Below are 19,178 nucleotides of genomic sequence, written 5' to 3' on the forward strand. Positions count from 1 at the left end.
GGCAGGTTAGTCAGGCCGACACCCGCTACCCACGGAGGCCCCGATGCGTACCGCCGTCCGAACCGCCCTCGCCGTCGCCCTGCTCGGCGCCGCCGCACTGACCACCGCCACGACGGCGGCAGCCGCAGCCGCCGGCAGCACCGCCTACCCGGCCCCCTCCCGCGGCGGCCACACCTACAGCATCCCGGTCGGCGGCATCAGCGACGTCGGCGACCTCACCAAGGTCGCCAACCTCGGCTCCGACCTCGCCGGTCTCCTCGGCCACTGAACCGACACCACTGAACCGACGCCGCTGATCCGCCACCACTGACCCGCCACGCCGCACCCGCCGCACCCGCCGCGTCCACCGCGCCCGCTACTCGGGGGCCAGGACGCGGCGTTCGGCCTCCTCGATAGGCAGGTCGTTGATGCTGGCGAAGCGCTTGCGCATCAGGCCGTCGGCGTCGAACTCCCAGTTCTCGTTGCCGTAGCTGCGCCACCACTGGCCGGCCGCGTCGCGCCACTCGTACTCGAAGCGGACGGCGATGCGGTCGCCCGTGAACGCCCAGAGCTCCTTGCGCAGCCGGTAGTCCAGCTCGCGCCGCCACTTGTCGCGCAGGAACGCGACGATCTCCGCCCGGCCGGTGAGGAACCGGTCGCGGTTGCGCCACTCGGAGTCCTCGGTGTACGCGAGCGCGACGCGTTCGGGGTCGCGGCTGTTCCAGGCGTCCTCGGCGGCCTGCACCTTCTGCCGCGCGGTCTGCTCGGTGAACGGCGGGACGGGGGGTCGGACGGGTCGGACGGTCATAACGGGCTCCTGGCGTCGATTCGCTCGTGAGAACGTGCGTTCTCACGGCCCGACGGTACGCTAGGAGAACGGTGGTTCTCAAGGAGGCGGCAGACAGTGGCGACAGTGGACCTGGAAACAGCACGGACGGCCGCGCTCGACGCAGCCGAGTCGCTCTTCTACGCGCGCGGCGTGCAGAGCGTCGGCATGGACGAGATCCGCAGCACCTCCGGGGTCCCCCTCAAGCGCCTCTACCAGCTGTTCCCTTCCAAGAGCGACCTGGTCGAGGCCTACCTGCGCCGCCGCGACAGCGACTGGCTCACCTCCCTCACCCACTACGCGGACGCCCACGCCGACCCGCAGCAGCGGATCCCGGCCGTCTTCGACTGGTTGGAGCAGTGGTTCGCCGAACCCGGCTTCCGAGGCTGCGCGTTCGTCAACGCCTTCGGCGAACTCGGCGCAACCTCACCAGCCGTGGCGAACGCGGTCGCCGACCACAAAGCCGCCTTCCGCCACTACCTGGCCGACCTGACGACCACCGCCGGCGGCACCCCCGCACTCGCAGCCCAACTCGCCCTCCTCGCCGAGGGCGCGATCACCACCGCCGCCATCACCGGATCCCCCGCCCCCGCCCGCCAGGCCCGCGCCGCAGCCCAGCTCCTACTTTCGCTCTCCTGACCGGCACACGTCGCCGAACTCGCGCCCGAGCTCGATCTACCGGCCGCCCACCCCTTGAGGACTTCGTCCACTCGCTGCCGCGCGTCGCCGCACCGGGACCCTTCCTACGTCCGCCATCGAACATCAGCCGCTGCTACCAGACGACGATCCCGCCGGCCTCGGCCTTGGCACGCAGTGCGGCGGCAACGATGTTGCCGAAGCGCTCGGTGACGTACTCAGCGTCGTAACCGCATTGTCCAGCAAGGTGGTTGAGGTGTGGGCGGATTGCCTCGCACTCGGCGAGGAAGTCGTCGATCTCGTCCCGTTCCACATAGAGGTCTTCGCCGTCGAGTCGCGGGAAGAAGCGGGAGTCCAGGGCCCGGATCGCCGCGGAGCCCCACAGCCGGGCTCGAGTGCCCTCGAAGCCTGCCAGCGTGTCGCCGTACTCGGGGTCCTCCAGAAAGTGGTAACCGCCGTCGGCGTCATAGACGAAGGTGTGTACGAGGAGACTCATGGGACGATTCTCCTGACAACGACCACGCCACGTCGAACGCATTGATGTTCGAAGCGGCCGAGCGTGCCGTTCCAGTGCTCTACCAAGAACGCACCACGCAACGCCTCGCCTCGATCTTGCATGAGGGTCCGCCAGCTTGCTGACGGACCCTCATGCGGCAGGCGCTGCGCAGCCCGGCTCGCGGTTGTCAGCCGACCTCGATGCGGTAGGTGTCGTGAGCCTGGTAGATCTGCTTGAGGCCGGGGGTGCAGTCGAGGCAGTTCTCCAGGACCAGCTGGGTGCTGCCCTTCGCACCGGCGTGGAAGACCACATACAGTTCGCCGCCGTCGCCGCTCGCCCCACTGTCCGGTCTGATCCGGTCGGTGCCGACGACGGTGACCACCGCGGCGTCGGGGCGAGGGGCGACGACCTGCCAGTCGGTGCCCGGCACGACAGCGAGCTTCTTGTGCAGGGAGAAGGTCTGACCCGCTTTCACCCGGATCGTCGCGGTGCCGAAGGCGAAGACCGTGCCGTGGTCCATCGATCCCTGGCTCCGGCATCCAGTCAGGGCGAGGAGTAGGCCGGCCACCGCCGCGAGTGCGATTCGGTGGCTCTGCGGCCCCGCGCTGGACGTCATGGCCGCGAGGGTAACCCGCACAGCGCGGCGGGCGCGCGGCAATTGCAGCGGTTACCGCACCACCATCGCCATCGCCGTCGCCGCCGCCGTCCCGCCGTCCCGCGGTCAGCGGTCAGCGGTCAGCGGTCCGGGTCCAACTCCCTGCCGTAGACCGAGGAGCTGCGCCGGACCGTCATGCCCACCCGCTCGTACAGCGACAGTGCGCCGGTCTTCGAGTGCGTCCACAGCGTGCAGGTCTGCTGCCCGCGCAGGTGGAAGCCGCGGAACGAGGTACGCAGCAGCAGGCGGGCGATCCCCCGGTCGCGGTGGTCGCGCCGGACGGCGACGCGCTCGACGTAGCCCTCGTCCGAGCCGGGGACGTCCAGGGCCAGCACCGCGCCGACCATCTGGTCGCCGGCGAACGCCACGGGTGAGACGGCCGGGGCGAAGGTGGTGCGCTCGACGGTGTGCAGAGCCCACTCCTCGTACGACTTGCGCCGCATCTGCCATTCGTCGAACGCGTCTTCGGTGAGCTGGTACGCCGATCGTTCGTCGCCGGGCCGGAACGGCCGGACGGTGATGCCATCGGGCGGCGCGGGCACCACGGGCTCGGCCGCGATCCCGATCTCCAGCAGCCACTGGGTGACGAACGGGTCGTACCCGCGCGAGCGCAGCAACCCGACGGCCGCCCGATCGCCGTCCGGGACCGTCTGCGCGAGCCGTGCGCTGCCGAGCTGCCGGGCCCGCGCCTCGACCCAGTCGAGCAGCGCGCCGCCCAACCCCCGGCCCTGGTGGGCGGGGTGGACGTCGACGGTGCTGCGCCGTCCGCCGTGCACCCAGGCCCAGCCGGCCAACTCCCCCGCCGGGTCGTGCACGAGGACGGTGTCGAGCGCCAAGTCCACGGCGGGGAGCGCGAGATCCGCGGCGATGGCGTCAAGTCCGGTCTCGGGGTGGCCGATCACCGCACGCTCGCGGGCCGCGACCAGCTGGTGGATCGCGCGTGCATCGGCGGCGGTGGCCGGCCGGCTGCGGTGGGCGGACGGCAGGCGTGGTGGCTGGTGGGTATCAGGCATGGAGGAACCCTGGCAGAGCCCGCATCAGAGCGCGAGCAGCGCCGCCAGCTCGGCTGCCGTCAGGCTGCCCGGTGCACGCCGGTCGCGGGCGAAGCCGGCGGCCAGGCGTTGCAGGGCCTCGTTGAGGGGGGCCGGCACGCCGTGCTCGCGGGCGATCAGCACGATCTCGCCGTTGAGGTAGTCCGTCTCGATCGAGCCGGTGGCGCGGGCCAGGCTCTGCCGCGAGGAGTTGCCGCCCAGCTGCACCCCGTCCAGTGGGACGGTGCGCATCAGGTCCCCGCGCACCTCCAGCTGCTCGGCGATGCTCGCGAAGTCGATCCCCGCGGCGGTCAGGACGGCCGCGCCCTCGGCCATCGTCCGATCGACGAGTTCCCGGGCCGGGCCCTCCTCACACGGGCCGGCCAGCGCCCCGACGGCGTTCGCGAGGTTGCCGATCAGCTTGCCGTACTTCCACCGCAGCACGTCCTCGTGGACCGGCGCGCGGAAGCGCGAGCGTTCCAGGTCCGCGGCGATCGCGCGGACGGTCGGGTCGGTGCCCTGCGGATAGCGGCCCAGGTTCAGGATGCCGCTGAACGGCGCGCCGGGGACGGCGACCGTGCCCGGTTCCAGGTAGGTGGCCGGCATCCAGACCGACACCCCGTAGACGCGGCGGAACCGGCGCAGCGCGGCGCGCTCGTTCGCCACGCCGTTCTGCGCGCACACCAGCGGCAGCAGCTCACCGGCGGTGCCGTCCCCGCCCACCACAGGCTGTGACGGCCAGGGCTCCAGGGCGCTCGCGGTGTGCTGGGCCTTGACGGCGAGCACCAGGACGTCCTGCGCGCCCAGCTCCAGCTCCTCGGGACCGCCGACGGCGGGAACGGCGAGCGTCCGGGTGCCCTCGGGCGTGCTGAACCGCAGGCCGTCCGCCCGCAGCGCCGCCAGGTGCGCGCCGCGCGCGACCAGCACCACGTCGTGCCCGCTCTCGTACAGCCGGCCGCCGATCCCGGCGCCGACCGCCCCCGCCCCAATGATCACGTAGCGCATGCAGCACAGCCTGCCACGTTCCGTTCGCTCGGATGGAGAGAACCCGCACGATCGTGCGAGACAATGGTGACCATGACCGAGCACTACAGCACCCCTCCCACCTCCGCCACCGAGCGCCGCCAGCGGCTGCTGGAGACGATGCGCAGAGAGGGCGGCACCTGGGACTGGCGACGGGCCCAGCAGACCTACGACCCGATGCCCGAGCAGCGCACCGTCCGCCGCGACCTCCAGCAGCTGTACAAGTCCCGGCAGCTGGTCCGCGTCCAGCTCGGCGAGTACGAGGCCGTCTAGCAGCGAGCCCGCCGCCCGTGACCACTCGTAACCACCCGGTCACACGTGGGGCACCGCTCGCTCACCACTGCCTGCTGTCAGCGTGTCAGATCCATCATGCCCTGTCAGCAGCCCTCCGGGGTAGGACCGAGCGCACGTCCGGCCTCCCTTGCCCGGACCCGTCGACCACCCGCAGACTCGACCGCATCCACTCCCACGGCCACGGGCCGGGACCTGTCCCCAGGACCCGGTGCGTACGTCGTGCTGCCCCGCCGTCGGCGGTGGGCGGAGTGGCGGGACGAAGGGGGAACGCGATGGATCAGGACGCGGTACTGCGCGCGAAGGTGATGCTGCTCAGCTCGAACCGGCGGGTGCTGCGCGGCCCGCAGGCCCTGTGGGTCTACCGGGTGCTGACGCAGGCCAACCCGGAGGCGTACGGGTCCAAGCTGGCGTACGTGCTGGTGCTGGCCGGCCGGGCCCCGGGGGCGCAGGACCTGCCGATGCTGCGGCAGGCGCTGCTCGACGAGGCGGTCCAGGTCGCGCGGGCACTGGACCCGGCCAACCCGTTCCGGGCCAAGGTGCTCGCCATGGCACTGGACGCCCTCAGCACCTGACACCGCGCCGCGGCCCCGCCCGCCGGGACGTCCTGGCGGGCGGGGCCGCGCACCGGCGAATCAGGCGCTGAGAGCCGCCGACGCTGCGAGCGGGTGCGGATACCGCGGTGAACGCCCTTGGAACGCCAGGATGTTGGGGTTCTGGACGGCACCGTCGTGGATCTCGATGGCCCGGCGGATGGTCTCGTTGGCATCCCATGCGCTCGGCCCGCTGAGGACGGCCTCCAGGAACGGGAGGAGCGCCTCGCTGTTCTCCCAGGTCGCCGAGTTCCAGAGGTAGGACGGGCTGTGGTCCACGCCGTAGTAGCGCACGTTGTCCCCGACCGTGAACGTCGGCTCGGTGAACGTCGTGGGCCGCGCCCAGGTGAAGCCCATGCCCTCGTCGCAGGAGACGTCGACGATCAGGGTTCCCGGCGCGAGCAGGCCGAGGTCGTCCTCGCCCAGGAACGTCAGCGGCGCATTGGTGTCCTGCAGAACGCAGTTGACGATGACGTCGTGCTCGGCGAGGAAGCCCGCGAGCGGCACCCGGCCGTCCTCGGAGAGGGCGTAGCTGAAGCGCGCGTCCGCCTCGTCGCGGTCGAACTGCACGATCCGCGCGGAGTGGATCGGCGAACTGACCGCGGTGACGCCGCGCTGGGTGAGGACGTCCACGTCGTGCACGCCCAGCGCGCTGAGCGCCGTCACCGCGCCGCGCGCCGTCGCGCCGAAGCCGATGACCGCTGCCCGCAGGCGGCGGCCGTAGTCACCGGTCGAGCCGTGCAGCTGCAGGGCGTGCAGCACCGAGGAGTACCCGGCCAGCTCGTTGTTCTTGTGGAAGACGTGCAGGTTGAACGATCCGTCGTTGGTCCAGTGGTTCATCGCCTCGAAGGCGATCAGGGTCAGCCTCCGGTCGATGGCCAGCTGGGTGAGCGCCTGGTCCTGCACGCAGTGCGGCCAGCCCCACAGGACCTGGCCCTCGCGCAGCTCCGCGACGTCCTCGGCCAGCGGCTTGGCCAGCAGGATCACATCGCACTGCGCGATGAGCTCGTCGTGGGAACGGAAGCCGGCGACCCAGGGTCTCAGCTGTTCGTCAGGGATGCCGAAATGCTCTGCATAGCCGTTCTCAAGGAAGATGCGCCCCTGGAGGTCGGGGTCGATCCGCTCGAAGTGCGCGGGGTGGATCGGCAGTCGACGCTCGTTCTCTTTGCGTGACCGGGCCATGACTCCGAGGTTGAACTGGTGCACGTGGGCCCCTTTGGTTACCTCCTGTTTAGCACGATCGGGTAGGTTGCCGACGCCGCGAGCGTCCCACCGGCCCCTGCGGGTGATATATGTCGCGCCCGAGGCCGTGTCCTCCCTACCCCGCGCGGCGTTGGACACCGGTGACCCGTCCCACCGACCCCCGCGAGCACTGGTGCCTGCGACTGCCGTACGCCGCCACCCCGCGCGCGGGCGCGACCCTCGACACCCTGCACGTCCCGCTGCACGTCGACAGCTGGGCCGCGCTCGCCACCGCACTGGACGACGCCGACGTCCCACTCCAGCTCGGCGACGTCGACGTGCTGCGCCAGGCCGCCAAGCTCAGCCCGGACCTCGTCCACGCCCTCGTCCGCTGGATCCGCACCGCCAACGCCTCCTCCGACCGCTGAGCCCCTGGTCGCGGTACCCGGCCCCGGCCGGTGGCGGCGGCGGCGGCCAGTGCGTCCACCCGGACGCGGCCGGCGATGTGCGTTGCAACTATCCCCAGGCCCAGGCGACTTCGGGAGCGCAGCGCGGGCCGGCCCGCAGCCGGGCGGCCAGTTCGCGGTCGAGCAGGGCGAGCGTGAGCGCCGGTCAGCCGGTCCCACTCGCCCAGCGGGACGGCGAAGAGCCGGAAGCCACCGACACGTCCACCTCCCCACTACTGCTAGCACGTGGTAGCTTCCGTGCCATGGCGAAGACCCAAGTGAACCTGCGGATGGACGACTCCGTCGCCGACATGGCCAAGCAGGCCGCCGAGACCCGTCGGATCCCGGTGAACGACTACGTGGCCCAGCTGATCCGGGACGACAACGAGCGAGTCCGGGCCGCGTTCCTGGCCGGCGCCCAGGAAGTGCTGGACGGGTACGGCGATCTGATCGACCGCATCGAGAGCGCGGCGTGAGCCCCACCCTGCACCTCGACCTCTCCTGGATCCTGGACGTCGTCGAGCGGGCCGGAGAGCCCCGCCCCGCCCCGCAGGACTTCGGCGTCGCCCTGGCCGCCGTCGAGCGGCACCGGGCCGTCCTGGCCGGCCGCGACGTCTACGGCGACCCCTTCGCGCGCGCCGCCGCCCTGGCGCACACGCTGGGCCGACTGCCCTGGCTGGAGCGCTCGAACCTGCGCGTCGCCGTCGCCGTCGCCCACGGCTACCTGCGCGCCGCCGACGTCCCCTTGACGATCGACCAGGACCTGATCGCCGCCCTGGCCACCGCCCTCAAGCGCCCCGGCGCCACCGCCGCCGACATCGCCGACGTGCTGCGCACCTGGCGCTCCTGACGCTCCGGCCGTTCCTGGCGCTCCCGACCGGCCGAACTCGCTCCCCTCCCTTCGTCCAACCCATGTAGGAGGCAGCCCGGCCTCAGTTCCCGCGCCCGCCACCCGGCCGCAGACGGCGAGGCGGACGGGACAGCAGGCGATCGACGTGGTGGCGTTCCAGCCCCTGGTGCGGGTCGACGGGGAGCAGCAGCCGGTCGCGCCGCAGGAGCGAGTTGCGGACCAGCCGGAACGGCATGACGTCGTCGAGCCAGGCGAACGGGCGACCGTTCGCGTGACGCAGCAGCGGCGCCCACTTGGCCCCCGAGAACAACTCCATCAACCGGACGCGCGGGTCCCCGGGCTGCGGCCGGTAGCCGGCGAACCGCACCACGGGCAGCGGCGCCAGGCCGAGCAACGGCGCGAGGTGGATGTTGGCGTCCTCCTCCCACGTGGTGGCCCAGCAGAGTTCGTAGACCTGCCCCAGTTCGCGCAGCCACTCGCCGTGCCGAGCCGACAGCAGGACGCGGAAGTCGAGCACGGTGTGCGCTTCGAAGTCCGTCACCGGGTGCGGCTCGGCCGGATTGAGGACTCCGTCAACGTCGAGGAAGAGCAAGGGCTTCGACAGGTTCGACAGGGGGGACACCGGACTCCCGCATAGCTGGTGAACAGTTGATCTACTGACCCTCTATACGCCCAGCACCGGGGATCGGTTGCAAAACAGTCAAACGCCAACGCGGTTCGGCATGGCGTGCTGCTCGGGCGTGGTCCTGGCGTCGTCCACCAGAAAGCGCGGCCTGATCGTCAGTCAGTTCAAGCCGGTACCTACGGCCCGACAGCATCGGAACAGCCCCCTTCCAGCTACTGCGATCATTCCGTGATCAGGCGGCCTACTCGATCGCATCCCACTTGCTACGGTCGGCGCATGACTGATTACGAGACTGCGTTCCGGTCCTTGGACGGCACAGCACTGTTCGGCACGGTCACCCCATCCGCTACCCCTCCGGCGGCTCTGGCCGTGCTCGCGCACGGTGCCGGAGTGACCCGCGAAGAAGGCGGGTTCTTCGGCCGCCTGGCAGCCGGACTTGCCGCCAGCGGAATCACCTGCTTGCGGTTCGACCTGCGGGCTCACGGAGTGAGCGCCGGCCGCTTCGCTGACATCACGATCGCAGGCATCGCCAACGACATCCGGGCTGCCTCCGATCACCTGGTGGAGATCACCGGTCGTCCCGGTCCGGTTCATGTCCTCGCAGCCTCGTTCTCCGGGGGCGCTGCGGCGTTGCACGCCGGTAGCCAACCCAGCGACGTGGCCAAGCTGGTGCTGCTCAACCCGCGCATGGACTACCAGAACCGCTTCATCACCGAAGCGGCCGGGTGGAACGACGACTACCTGTCGGTGGAGCGGGCCGCGAAGCTGGACGAACGCGGGTTCTCCGTCCGGCAGCCGTTCGAGACCGGCCGCGGGCTCCTCAACGAGGTCTTCCACCTGGACCCGGAAAAGATCTGCGCCGACGTGAAGGCCCCCGTGCTGATCGTCCACGGCACGAAGGACACCTTCGTCGACATCGAGCTGTCCCGCCGGTTCCGGCCACTGTTCGGTGCCGGGGCCGAGCTGTACGAACTCGAAGGCGCACAGCACGGCTTCGCGGTCCACGAGGACCCCACCTACGCGGACCCGCAGTCGCAGGCGTGGCAGCGGGAGGTGATCGCCAAGGTCACGGACTTCCTCGCCTCCTAGCTGGCCACCAGGACGACAAGTCGTTCGTGGAGCTCCCGCACCGCATGCCGCTCACGGTGCGGGAACAGGATCTGCGCAGTCCGGTGAAGTTCGGTGATGGCCTGCCCGTACCGAGGTGGCCCCGCCACGTCCAAGGCGCCCAGGGCCACCGCGGCGGCTTCGTCCGGCTCACCGGCCTCCGCAAGCGCCCCGGCGAGGAACGCGCTGTAGTGCGCGTGGTCGCGGGCGCCGAAGGCCGTGGTGGTGATGTAGGTCTGGAAGACAGTGACGGCCTTGTCCGGGCAGTGGGCCTCGCGCCAGCAGATCCCGGACTGCACCATCAGCCGGTCCCGCGTGTAGCCGTCACCGAGAGGGCCGGCGCACGTCACCGGCCCGTATGGCTCGGCAGCCTGATCGAGCGCAGCATGGGCTTCGGCCAAGGCGCGCTCGATCTCGCTTTCGCTCGCACCGGTCATCGCCAAGCCCCGTGCCTTCTGCTGCAGCGCCTCGGCGCGGGGGCGGGGCGGCAGTGTCCACGGGCCGCCGGTCGCGGCGTCAGCCAGAGCGAGTATCCGCGCCGGATCGTGCCGGCCGAGCGCCTGCGCCTGGCGCAGTAGGACGTAGGCGTGCATCGCCCCGTCACCGGTGAAGGTCGCCCACTCCTTCGACTGGTTGTGCCAGTAGGTGATCGTCTGCTGCGGTGATCCGGCGTCCCGGTGCAGCCATGCGGTGAGTTCGGCCGCACGGGAGCCGAGGCCTAGCAGCTGCTGGCGGATCTCGGGCTTGGCGTCGCGGGCGTTGGTGCTGATGACGGAGAGGATGCCGAGGGCGGCGGGCATGGCCCGGTGCGGCCCGGTGAGGACATCGGTCCGAGCGGTCTCGTCCAGGGCACTGCTCAGGTGCCCGACAAGCTGTTGGTCGGTGTAGCGGTGGGCATCGCGGGCAGCGGCGGCGAGATGATCGAGCGCCGCCAGATCGAGCAGCGGCGCAGCGAGCAGACCGCCGACGAACGTGCGTCGAAGCACGTGGTCCTCCAGGTCCGGCTTGAAATCGGTGAGGGCCCCCAATCGCGTCGACTTGCTGGCCGGCGGCACGAATCCGAGTTGTTCGAGGGGCACGCCGAACATCTCGGACAGCACCTCGCGAGCATCCCGGTTGGGCCAGGTGGTCTGACCCGACTCCCAGCGTCTGATCTGCCGCACCGAGATCTGAGCCTTCGAGCGGAGGACCAGGGCCGCAGCGTCGTATGCCTTGGCGAAGTCCTCCTGTGTGCGCCAACCGTGTTCGACTCGCGCGACGACGAAGGTCCAGTTCGCTGTGTCTTCGGGCAAGTGCACCCCCTCGGTTCCAACTTAGGCCACCGAATTCCACCAGAAGGCAGAGGACACAACGTACCCGCCGAAGTGTCCGGTGATGTGTCCTCCGATCCGGCCTCGTCTCAAGTCCTGGACGGGAGTTGACTAAGCGGCAGCCGCCCGGTGCGAGGACTGACCGATCCCCCTCGGCAACCGTGAAAGCGTGCCAGGGCGGCTGGCTACGGCCGTCCCGACAATGCGTGCCCTGTCACCGAAGGGACCACCGCATTGCGGGTGATCGAAGACTCCCGTCTCGGCCGAACGTTACGCAACAGACCTATGGCTGAGCCGGGGCACGACCCTGCGCCGCAGTGGTGCGGGACCGACATCTCGTGAAAGGAAGAACTTCCTATGACCAACAGCATCAAGGTCAACGACCTGACCCGCCGCCTGGACCACTCCGTCCCGGACGGCGACTTCGTCCCGGAGGCGTCCGTCGAGTCCCTGACGCGCCGCCTGGACCACTCGGTCCCGGACGGCGACTTCGCCCCGGCGGGTACCGAGGTCTGACCGCAGTTCCGAACTGATGCAGGTTAGTTGACGGCATGGGCGGGTCGGCGCGGGTGATCATCCGAGCCGACCCGCCGCTGGGCGTCGCCACACTTCCCAATCAAGGAGAGTCCGCATTGAAGACCACCATCGCCACCCGCGTCCCCGCCGGTTCCTTCTTCGACCTCGAGCGGAAGGACCCGGACCTGATCCGTCTGCGCGAGGTGGGCGCGGAGAGCGCTCTGCCGTTCGCCCTGATGGAGCGCCTTGTGAAGTCGGGCACCCCCTACGCGGAGCACGCCCGCTCCCTGCGCAGCGACAACGTGACCGTGGCCGGGGCGAACTTCGACTGGTTCGACGCCGAGCTTCCCGGCGAGATCGCCAACGAGATCAACCTGACGGACTACGAGATCGTCCAGCACACCAACGAGCGCCGCGCGGCACTGACCCAGGCCCTGGACCGCCTGTCACTGGCCCACCCCGAGGGATTCGCTCGCGTGCGCGAATTCGTCCGTGGGCTGCTGTGGGTGGGCCTCAAACCCGGCGTCCGCGTCTCCTCGCTGACCAGCTCCAGTGACCCGGCACTCCCGTACGTCATCGTGTTCTCCGAGAAGGCCCGGCACCACATCCCGCCGAACACCGTCAGCCCGGAGCCGTCGCCTCTCTTCCTGGCAGAGAACCTGTTGCACGAGGGGACGCACCAGTCGATCAGCTTCCACGTCCTCCAGCACCAGGTCTTCGCCGACGGGTACTCGTCCAAGACGTCCCCCAAGATCGCGATCGCGTGGCGTGCCTCGCAGGGAGTGGCCCGCAACCAGTTCTGGGAAATTGACCGGGCGTTCCACGCGACCTGGGTGTACAACCAGCTGCTGCGGTTCCGCCGGACCGAACTGCGCCGCGACGACCTGACGCCCAACGAGCGCGCGAGCTTCCAGAGCGCCTACGACGCGGGCCTGCCGGCCGTCCGCTACCTCATGCGCGAACTCGAACTCCTGCGTGAGCACTTCTCCCCCCACGGGGTGGAGCTGCTGGCCGACCTGCGCCACCAGACCGACCAGCTGTAGTGACACGCTGAGCAGAACCGAACGAGGGAGGGTCCAGTGCTCCAGCACCTCATCGACCAGGACGAGGGCCTCCGAATGGTCCCCACCGACCGCAACGAGCTGACCACCGCGGTCGGCCAACTCAACGAGGAACTGCGGGGGTTGCCCGAGGAGGCCGACCCCGCTCGAACTCGGGTCCTGACCAGGTGGATCGGTATCGGCCAGATGTGCCTGGGCAACCACGACGAGGCTCGTACGGTCCTCCGGCAGTCGCTCGACCTCGCCGCAGCGCTTGGCAACACCCGGGCCGTCGTCGCCACCGGGCTCAACCTCGGCGACGCGCACCGCTACGCCGGGGACGTTCAGGGCGCGGACGCGCTCTACCGCAGCGCGCTGAACACCGCGCGAAGCCACCACCCGGAACTTGTCGACTTTGCGCTTCAGCACACCGGCAAGAACCTGATGGAGCGCGGTGACCTCGCGAGTGCCAAGGCCCATCTGCAAGAAGCGCTGCGGCTGCGGATCACCAAGGGGGACGCCGGGTTGGTCGAGTCAACGCAGGCGGCACTCGCCCGGGTGGAACTGCTGATCGGCCGAGCCGACGCATCGGCGGCAGACGGCGCGGTGCCGCGCCAGTGGAGCGGCGAGTGGACCTCATGGCTCCAGTCCCGCACCACGGCCCAGACACCGGCCCGGTGGGCAGAGGACTTCCCCGCTCTCCGGGACGCTGTGCGCGGGCTCAACGCACACCAGCGCGTGTACCCGCGCCACCTGCGTGATCAGCCGTTCCCCGCTGAGCTGATCGCCGCTATGGCGGCGGAGGCCGAGAAAGCCGTAGCCGCTGACGGGTACCTCCACAACGGCAAGTGGAACGCGCCCGTCGGCGACGCCGCGAGCCGTTTCGCTGGACAAGTCGACCTCGCCGCAGTCGTAGCGCGGTCCACCGGTCTGGAAGTCGAGCAGCCGCACACCGCCGTCTACATCGCCTACCTGGAGGAAGGGCAGTTCCTCGACTTCCATGTGGACGAGTTCGGCTTCGGTGAGGCCAACCTGATCCTGTGCCTCCAGCACGAGCGCCCCACCGCCGCGCCCAGCGTCAGCACCACCGTCTTCATCACCGCCGACGGCTGCCTCGAATGCGACCTCGCCGCGGGTGACTGTGTCGTATTCGACGGCGCGCTCACGCCGCACGGCCGGACGCCCCTCACTGCCGGAGAGAGCATCACCCTCATCAGCTTGGGCTTCCGCGCGCGTGATCAGGCGTCGCGCACGGTCACCAACCTCCCACCGGTCCCTCGGTAGTGACGGTGTGCTCAGCCGAGCTGAGACCCCCGTCCCTGGACGCCGCAGTGGAGGCGCTGGACGGAGGCGCTGAACAGGAGACGCCCACACGCCCAGCACCGGGGATCGGTTGCAACCCGGTCTCAGCCTGCCACCGCGGCGGCCAGGTCCAGTGTCCAGTCGCGCTGCTCGGCCGTGTCGGGGACGGCGAGGCCGCGGGCTCGTTCCAGGCGGGCCCAGGCGGTGTGGGGGGCGATGCCGTTGAGGATGAGGAGCGAGGCGGCGAGGAGGGAGGAGCGTCCGATGCCGGCGCGGCAGTGGGTGACGATGCGGGCGCCGCTGCCGAGTTGCTCGGCGAGTTCGCGCAGGGTCGGCAGGATGGCGGCGCGGTCGGGGACGGTGCGGTCGGGGATCGGTATCGCGACGAACCGCAGGCCGGCGGCCGCCGCGGCCAGGGGCTCGTCGGCCAGGCCGAGTTCGTCCATCTCGGGGAGGGTGAGGGCGCACACCAGGGTGTCGACGCCGTAGTCGCGCAGCGCGGACATCTCGTCGTCCAGCCAGTCGTTGCCGCGGGGCTTGGCCATGGTGCTCAGCTTGCCCGGGCCGGGGTGTTCGACGGTGAAGAGGGTGGGTCGCATGTCACCAGCGCTTTCGGCAGGTCGGTCGGACGCAGGTCGGTGGGACGCAGGTCGGTAGGACGTTGGATGAGGAAGTTGGATGGTAAGCCCGGACCGGCCGCGCCCGACAGTACGGGCCGCCCGCTCCCACCTCCGGCGCGCGATCGCGGGGCTCCTGCCGGATAGTGGAACCGGGGGTCCGGCAGGCCCGTACCGAGGTTCGGAGGCCCCGTGGAGCGCTACCCCCTCATCGCCGACCACGGCCTGGTGGGCGATCTGCAGACCACCGCCGTGGTGTCCTCCGAAGGCGTCGTCGACTGGTTCTGCGCGCCGAGGTGCGACGCGCCCAGCGTCTTCGGGTCCCTCCTCGACCACGATCGCGGCGGGTACTTCCGCATCTCGCCGGACCATCCGGACAACAGCTGCAAGCAGCTGTACTACCCCAACACCGCCGTCCTGGTGACCAGGTTCATGTCACCGGATGGGGTCGGCGAGGTGCTGGACTGGATGCCGCCGCACCGGGTCGGTGTGGCCACCGACCGGCACACGCTGATCCGGGTGCTGCGGTGCATGCGCGGCCAGGTCACCTTCACCCTGGAGTGCCGGCCGCGCTTCGACTACGGTCGGGCCGCCCACGAGCTGTCCCTGACCGACGCGGAGGCGGCCGAGTTCCGCTCACCCGCGCTCGACGCCCACCTCCAGGCCACGTTCCCGTTGGAGCGCGACGGCGAGGACGTCATGGCGAGCATCACGCTCGCCGCCGGCGAGACGGCCGGCGCCGTGTTCACCGTCTGCGCCCCGGACGGCCCCGCCCCCGCGCCGCCCACCGCCGCCGCGCTGACCGAGCAGCTCTGGGACACCGTGGACTTCTGGCAGGCCTGGGTGCGCACCTCGCGCTACAGCGGCCGCTGGCCGGACATGGTGCACCGCTCCGCCATCACCCTCAAGCTGCTCACCTACCTGCCGACCGGCGCGCCGATCGCCGCGGCGACCATGGGACTGCCCGAGCAGGTCGGCGGCGAGCGCAACTGGGACTACCGCTACACCTGGATCCGGGACGGCTCGCTGTCGGTGCGCGCGCTGCTGGACCTCGGCTTCGCCGAGGAGGCGTCGGCGTTCACCGGCTGGCTCACCGACCGCCTCGCCAAGCAGCGCGACGGCAGGTCCGAACCGCTGCAGATCATGTACCGGGTGGACGGCGACCCCCACCTGCCGGAGGAGATCCTCGACCACCTGGAAGGCTACCGCGCCTCGTACCCGGTCCGGCTCGGCAACGGTGCGGCCGACCAACTCCAGCTGGACATCTACGGCGAGGCGCTCTACGCCCTCGCGCAGGAGCGCGGCGCGGAGACCCAGCCGAACTACCGCGCCTGGCGCGCCATCGCCCGGATGCTCGACTGGCTCGCCACCGCCTGGGACCGGCCCGACGAGGGCATCTGGGAGACCCGCGGCGGCCAACAGCACTTCACCTACAGCCGGGTGATGACCTGGACCGCCTTCGACCGCGGCCTGAAACTGGCGCGCGACTTCAGCCGGCCCGCCGACCTGCCGGGCTGGACCACCGCCCGCGACGCCGTCCTGGAGCAGGCCATGGAACACGGCTGGAGCAGCACCGAACAGGCACTGTGCCAGCACTACGGCAGCGACGTGCTGGACGCCTCGCTGCTGCTGATCCCCCGGGTGGGGTTCCTGTCGGCCACCGACCCGGCCTGGCTGAGCACACTGGACGCGATGAACCGCAAGCTGGTCTCCGACAGCCTGGTCTACCGCTACGACCCCGCCGCCTCGCCGGACGGGCTGCGCGGCTCGGAGGGCACCTTCAGCCTCTGCACCTTCCTGCACGTGGACGCGCTCACCCGGGCCGGACGGCTGGAGCAGGCCCGCTTCGCCTTCGAGAAGATGCTCACCTACGCCAACCACGTGGGCCTGTTCGCCGAGGAGATCGGGCCCAGTGGCGAGCAACTGGGCAACTTCCCACAGGCGTTCACGCATCTGTCACTGATCATGGCGGCCAGCACCCTGGACGAGGCGCTGGACCGCAAGGGCGTCTGAGCCTGCGATGTCCGACCTCACAGCTCCGGCATTTCGCGAGTTGCACAAGCAACTACGCGCCGCGAACGCCTGGGCCGACCCCGAGCGCGGCGCACTCGCCGCGCTGACCCGCGCGCGGGTCGCGGCCGCCGCCGCACTGGTCCGCAGCGGACGGACGGTCGCGCTCGGCGCCCCGGTGGAGACCGCCGCCGGACCGGACAACCCCGACCCCGCCGAGCACCGGATGACCGCCCTCCCCACAGGCGTCGGCCTGTCCTTCGCCCGCGACCGCTTCGCCATGAACGTGCACGGCGACGTCGACAGCCACCTCGACGCGCTCTGCCACGTCAGCTACGACGGCACCCTGTACGGCGGCGTGCCCGCCACCGCGGTCACCGCCGCCGGTGCGACCGCGCTCACCGTGGACGTCCTCGGCGGCGCACTCGCCGGGCGCGGCGTGCTGCTCGACATCCCCCGGCTGCGCGGCACGCCGTGGTTGGAGCCGGGCAGCTGCGTCAGCGCCGACGACCTGCGCGCGGCCGAGTCCGCTCAGCGGGTGCGCGTCACCGAGGGCGACCTACTGCTGGTGCGCACCGGCCACCGCCGGCGCCGCGAGGCGCTCGGGTGCAGTCCAGCCCGGGCCGGACTGCATCCGCGCGCGCTGGAGTTCGCGGCCGAGCGGCGGGTCGCGGTGCTCGGCAGCGACGGCAACAGCGACGCCGCACCCTCCCCGGCGGCGGGCGTGGCGTACCCGGTGCACGTACTGGCCGTCCAGGCGATGGGCCTGCACCTGCTGGACTACCTGGCGCTGGAGGAGCTGGCCCGCGTCTGCGCGCAGGAGGACCGCTGGGCGTTCCTGTGCGTGGTCGCGCCGCTGCGCCTGCCGGGGGCGACCGGCTCCCCGGTGAACCCCGTGGCCCTGTTCTGACCACCCGCCACCGATCGGGTGAACTCGCGAGCCACCGGCCCGCAGCGAGCCCGTCCCACACCCCCGCGCTCGATACCTTCCGAACACAGCACTCCCTACCAGAGCACCGAGGGACGGCCCGGTCCGTGACCGACGATCAGCACTACGACGTCATCATCATCGGCACCGGCGCGGGCGGCGGCACGCTGGCCCACCGCCTGGCGCCCTCGGGCAAGCGGGTACTGCTGCTGGAGCGCGGCGACTACCTGCCGCGCGAGCGCGACAACTGGGACTCCGGCGCGGTGTTCGTCCGCGCCAAGTACCGCGCGCCGGAACTCTGGCTGGACCGGCACGGCCAGGAGTTCGCCCCCGAGACCAACTACTACGTCGGCGGCAACACCAAGTTCTTCGGCGCCGCGCTGTTCCGGCTGCGCCCGCAGGACTTCGGCGAACTGCGCCACCACGACGGCCTCTCCCCCGCCTGGCCGATCGACTACCAGGACCTGGAGCCCTACTACACCCAGGCCGAGCACCTCTACCGGGTGCACGGCCGGCACGGCGAGGACCCCACCGAGGGCCCGGTCAGCGCGCAGTACGCCCACCCGCCGGTGCGGCACGAGCCGCGGATCCAGCAGCTCAGCGACGACCTGGAGAAGCTCGGTCTGCACCCCTTCCACCTGCCGATCGGCGTCGACCTGGTCCAGGACGAGCAGGGCCGGGCGGCCCACGGCAGCAGCTGCATCCGCTGCGACCGGGTCGACGGCTTCCCGTGCCTGCTCGGGGCCAAGTCCGACGCCCAGGTGATCTGCGTCGATCCGGCCCTGCAACACCCCGGCGTCGAGCTGCGCACCGGCGTCACCGTACGCCGGCTGGAGACCGACCCCAGTGGGCGCACCGTCACCGCCGTGGTCGCCGAACTCGCCGACGGCTCCCGGGCCGAGTTCGCCGCCGACCTCGTCGTGGTCGCCTGCGGAGCCGTCAACTCGGCTGCGCTGCTGCTGCGTTCGGCCAACGACCGGCACCCGAACGGGCTGGCCAACAGCTCGGACGTGGTGGGCCGGCACTACATGCGGCACAACAACCTGGCCCTGATGGCCGTCTCCCGGGAGCCGAACCCCACCCGTTTCCAGAAGACCCTGGCGCTGCACGACTGGTATCTCGGCGCGGACGACTGGGACTTCCCGCTCGGCGGCATCCAGATGCTCGGCAAGTCGGACGCCGAGCAGATCCGCGCCGAGGCGCCGCGCTGGGCCGGGCAGCTCTCCCCCGACCTGCCGTTCGAGGTGCTCGCGCACCACGCCGTCGACTTCTGGCTCTGCGGCGAGGATCTCCCGCTGCCCGGCAACCGGGTCACCCTGGACGGCTCCGACAGGATCCGCCTCACCCTGGACGAGCGGAACAACACCGCCGGTCTGGACCGCCTCCAGCACCGGTTGCGCTCGATGCTCGGCCGCCTCGGGATGCACGAGCAGCACCTGCTGCCGCACAGCCTCTACCTGCACAAGACGATGCCGATCGGCGCCACCGCCCACCAGGCGGGCACCGTCCGCTTCGGGACCGACCCGAGCGACTCGGCGCTGGACGTGCACTGCAAGGCCCACGACCTCGACAACCTCTACGTCGTCGACACGTCCTTCTTCCCCAGCATCGGCGCGGTGAACCCGTCGCTGACCGCCATCGCGAACGCCCTGCGCGTCGGCGACCACCTGCTCGACCGCCTGCGCTGAAGCAGGCTGAGGCAACCCGACCCCCAC

General features: G+C 70.9%; 23 protein-coding genes. 14 read left to right on the forward strand and 9 right to left on the reverse strand.

All coding sequences use genetic code 11. The features are described from left to right. The first annotated feature begins 43 nt into the window (after nt 1-43). Complete coding sequence (locus P3T37_RS25215; RefSeq protein WP_280726126.1) at nt 44-268, forward strand: hypothetical protein; 225 nt, start codon at nt 44-46, stop codon at nt 266-268. A gap of 87 nt (nt 269-355) precedes the next feature. Here the strand turns inward: P3T37_RS25215 and P3T37_RS25220 are convergent, their stop codons facing one another. Continuing rightward, nucleotides 356-787, reverse strand: coding sequence for a nuclear transport factor 2 family protein (locus tag P3T37_RS25220; RefSeq protein ID WP_280726127.1), 432 nt, complete (start codon nt 785-787; stop codon nt 356-358). 105 nt (nt 788-892) lie between these two features. Between P3T37_RS25220 and P3T37_RS25225 the strand changes: the two genes are divergently transcribed. After that, nucleotides 893-1,444, forward strand: coding sequence for a TetR/AcrR family transcriptional regulator (locus P3T37_RS25225; protein WP_280726128.1), 552 nt, complete (start codon nt 893-895; stop codon nt 1,442-1,444). A gap of 133 nt (nt 1,445-1,577) precedes the next feature. On the opposite strand, the gene P3T37_RS25230 is transcribed toward P3T37_RS25225, so the two are convergent. The 4 genes from P3T37_RS25230 to P3T37_RS25245 form a co-directional block, all read right to left on the reverse strand. After that, nucleotides 1,578-1,937: a hypothetical protein gene (locus P3T37_RS25230; protein ID WP_280726129.1), complete on the reverse strand. Its 360-nt coding sequence runs from the start codon at nt 1,935-1,937 to the stop codon at nt 1,578-1,580. A 187-nt stretch (nt 1,938-2,124) separates the two neighbouring features. Further along, nucleotides 2,125-2,553, reverse strand: a complete 429-nt coding sequence (locus P3T37_RS25235) for a hypothetical protein (RefSeq protein WP_280726130.1) — start codon at nt 2,551-2,553, stop codon at nt 2,125-2,127. A gap of 119 nt (nt 2,554-2,672) precedes the next feature. Then, nucleotides 2,673-3,605 carry a GNAT family N-acetyltransferase gene (locus tag P3T37_RS25240; RefSeq protein WP_280726131.1) on the reverse strand — a complete coding sequence of 311 codons (933 nt, stop codon included), beginning with the start codon at nt 3,603-3,605 and terminating at the stop codon, nt 2,673-2,675. 24 nt (nt 3,606-3,629) lie between these two features. Further along, entirely contained in the window at nt 3,630-4,628 is a 999-nt protein-coding gene (locus P3T37_RS25245) for a 2-dehydropantoate 2-reductase N-terminal domain-containing protein (RefSeq protein WP_280726132.1), read from the reverse strand. Between the two features lie 72 nt (nt 4,629-4,700). Here P3T37_RS25245 and P3T37_RS25250 point away from each other — a divergent pair, with 72 nt between their 5' ends. After that, the gene (locus P3T37_RS25250; RefSeq protein ID WP_280726134.1) at nt 4,701-4,919 is read left to right on the forward strand and encodes a hypothetical protein; all 219 of its coding nucleotides are present in this window, start codon (nt 4,701-4,703) and stop codon (nt 4,917-4,919) included. 293 nt (nt 4,920-5,212) lie between these two features. Then, nucleotides 5,213-5,512 carry a hypothetical protein gene (locus tag P3T37_RS25255; RefSeq protein ID WP_280726135.1) on the forward strand — a complete coding sequence of 100 codons (300 nt, stop codon included), beginning with the start codon at nt 5,213-5,215 and terminating at the stop codon, nt 5,510-5,512. A 60-nt stretch (nt 5,513-5,572) separates the two neighbouring features. Here the strand turns inward: P3T37_RS25255 and P3T37_RS25260 are convergent, their stop codons facing one another. Continuing rightward, nucleotides 5,573-6,736: a N(5)-(carboxyethyl)ornithine synthase gene (locus P3T37_RS25260; RefSeq protein WP_280726136.1), complete on the reverse strand. Its 1,164-nt coding sequence runs from the start codon at nt 6,734-6,736 to the stop codon at nt 5,573-5,575. Nucleotides 6,737-6,873: 137 nt separating this feature from the next. On the opposite strand from P3T37_RS25260, the gene P3T37_RS25265 reads away from it, so the two are divergent. From P3T37_RS25265 to P3T37_RS25275, 3 genes are all read left to right on the forward strand, one after another. Beyond that, the gene (locus P3T37_RS25265; RefSeq protein WP_280726137.1) at nt 6,874-7,140 is read left to right on the forward strand and encodes a hypothetical protein; all 267 of its coding nucleotides are present in this window, start codon (nt 6,874-6,876) and stop codon (nt 7,138-7,140) included. Between the two features lie 281 nt (nt 7,141-7,421). Beyond that, a complete protein-coding gene (locus P3T37_RS25270; protein WP_280726138.1) occupies nt 7,422-7,634 on the forward strand; it encodes a hypothetical protein in 213 nt (70 codons plus the stop codon). Next, entirely contained in the window at nt 7,631-8,008 is a 378-nt protein-coding gene (locus P3T37_RS25275) for a fic family toxin-antitoxin system, toxin component (protein WP_280726139.1), read from the forward strand. The genes P3T37_RS25270 and P3T37_RS25275 overlap by 4 nt, the downstream gene beginning before the upstream one ends. Nucleotides 8,009-8,090: 82 nt before the next feature. Here P3T37_RS25275 and P3T37_RS25280 read toward each other — a convergent pair whose 3' ends face one another. Beyond that, nucleotides 8,091-8,630 carry an HAD domain-containing protein gene (locus tag P3T37_RS25280; protein ID WP_280726140.1) on the reverse strand — a complete coding sequence of 180 codons (540 nt, stop codon included), beginning with the start codon at nt 8,628-8,630 and terminating at the stop codon, nt 8,091-8,093. A 279-nt stretch (nt 8,631-8,909) separates the two neighbouring features. On the opposite strand from P3T37_RS25280, the gene P3T37_RS25285 reads away from it, so the two are divergent. Further along, nucleotides 8,910-9,722, forward strand: a complete 813-nt coding sequence (locus tag P3T37_RS25285; protein WP_280726141.1) for an alpha/beta fold hydrolase — start codon at nt 8,910-8,912, stop codon at nt 9,720-9,722. Here P3T37_RS25285 and P3T37_RS25290 read toward each other — a convergent pair. Further along, a complete protein-coding gene (locus tag P3T37_RS25290) occupies nt 9,719-11,032 on the reverse strand; it encodes a helix-turn-helix transcriptional regulator (protein ID WP_280726142.1) in 1,314 nt (437 codons plus the stop codon). The genes P3T37_RS25285 and P3T37_RS25290 overlap by 4 nt on opposite strands. A 375-nt stretch (nt 11,033-11,407) precedes the next feature. On the opposite strand from P3T37_RS25290, the gene P3T37_RS25295 reads away from it, so the two are divergent. From P3T37_RS25295 to P3T37_RS25305, 3 genes are all read left to right on the forward strand, one after another. Further along, nucleotides 11,408-11,566 (forward strand): hypothetical protein, encoded by a 159-nt coding sequence (locus P3T37_RS25295; RefSeq protein WP_280726144.1) that lies wholly within the window; start codon nt 11,408-11,410, stop codon nt 11,564-11,566. Between the two features lie 116 nt (nt 11,567-11,682). After that, nucleotides 11,683-12,609 (forward strand): hypothetical protein, encoded by a 927-nt coding sequence (locus P3T37_RS25300; protein WP_280726145.1) that lies wholly within the window; start codon nt 11,683-11,685, stop codon nt 12,607-12,609. A 36-nt stretch (nt 12,610-12,645) separates the two neighbouring features. Continuing rightward, on the forward strand, nt 12,646-13,890 hold the full coding sequence (locus tag P3T37_RS25305; RefSeq protein ID WP_280726146.1) for a tetratricopeptide repeat protein: 1,245 nt from the start codon (nt 12,646-12,648) through the stop codon (nt 13,888-13,890). Between the two features lie 122 nt (nt 13,891-14,012). Here P3T37_RS25305 and P3T37_RS25310 read toward each other — a convergent pair whose 3' ends face one another. Beyond that, nucleotides 14,013-14,507 carry a tyrosine protein phosphatase gene (locus P3T37_RS25310; protein WP_280726147.1) on the reverse strand — a complete coding sequence of 165 codons (495 nt, stop codon included), beginning with the start codon at nt 14,505-14,507 and terminating at the stop codon, nt 14,013-14,015. A 210-nt stretch (nt 14,508-14,717) separates the two neighbouring features. On the opposite strand from P3T37_RS25310, the gene P3T37_RS25315 reads away from it, so the two are divergent. From P3T37_RS25315 to P3T37_RS25325, 3 genes are all read left to right on the forward strand, one after another. Continuing rightward, a complete protein-coding gene (locus P3T37_RS25315) occupies nt 14,718-16,538 on the forward strand; it encodes a glycoside hydrolase family 15 protein (protein ID WP_280726148.1) in 1,821 nt (606 codons plus the stop codon). A gap of 7 nt (nt 16,539-16,545) precedes the next feature. Then, nucleotides 16,546-17,445 carry a cyclase family protein gene (locus P3T37_RS25320; protein WP_280726149.1) on the forward strand — a complete coding sequence of 300 codons (900 nt, stop codon included), beginning with the start codon at nt 16,546-16,548 and terminating at the stop codon, nt 17,443-17,445. 125 nt (nt 17,446-17,570) lie between these two features. After that, nucleotides 17,571-19,151 carry a GMC family oxidoreductase gene (locus tag P3T37_RS25325; protein ID WP_280726150.1) on the forward strand — a complete coding sequence of 527 codons (1,581 nt, stop codon included), beginning with the start codon at nt 17,571-17,573 and terminating at the stop codon, nt 19,149-19,151. Nucleotides 19,152-19,178: the final 27 nt, after the last annotated feature.

Origin of the sequence: Kitasatospora sp. MAA4 (assembly GCF_029893355.1) — a bacterium.
Taxonomy (GTDB): domain Bacteria; phylum Actinomycetota; class Actinomycetes; order Streptomycetales; family Streptomycetaceae; genus Kitasatospora.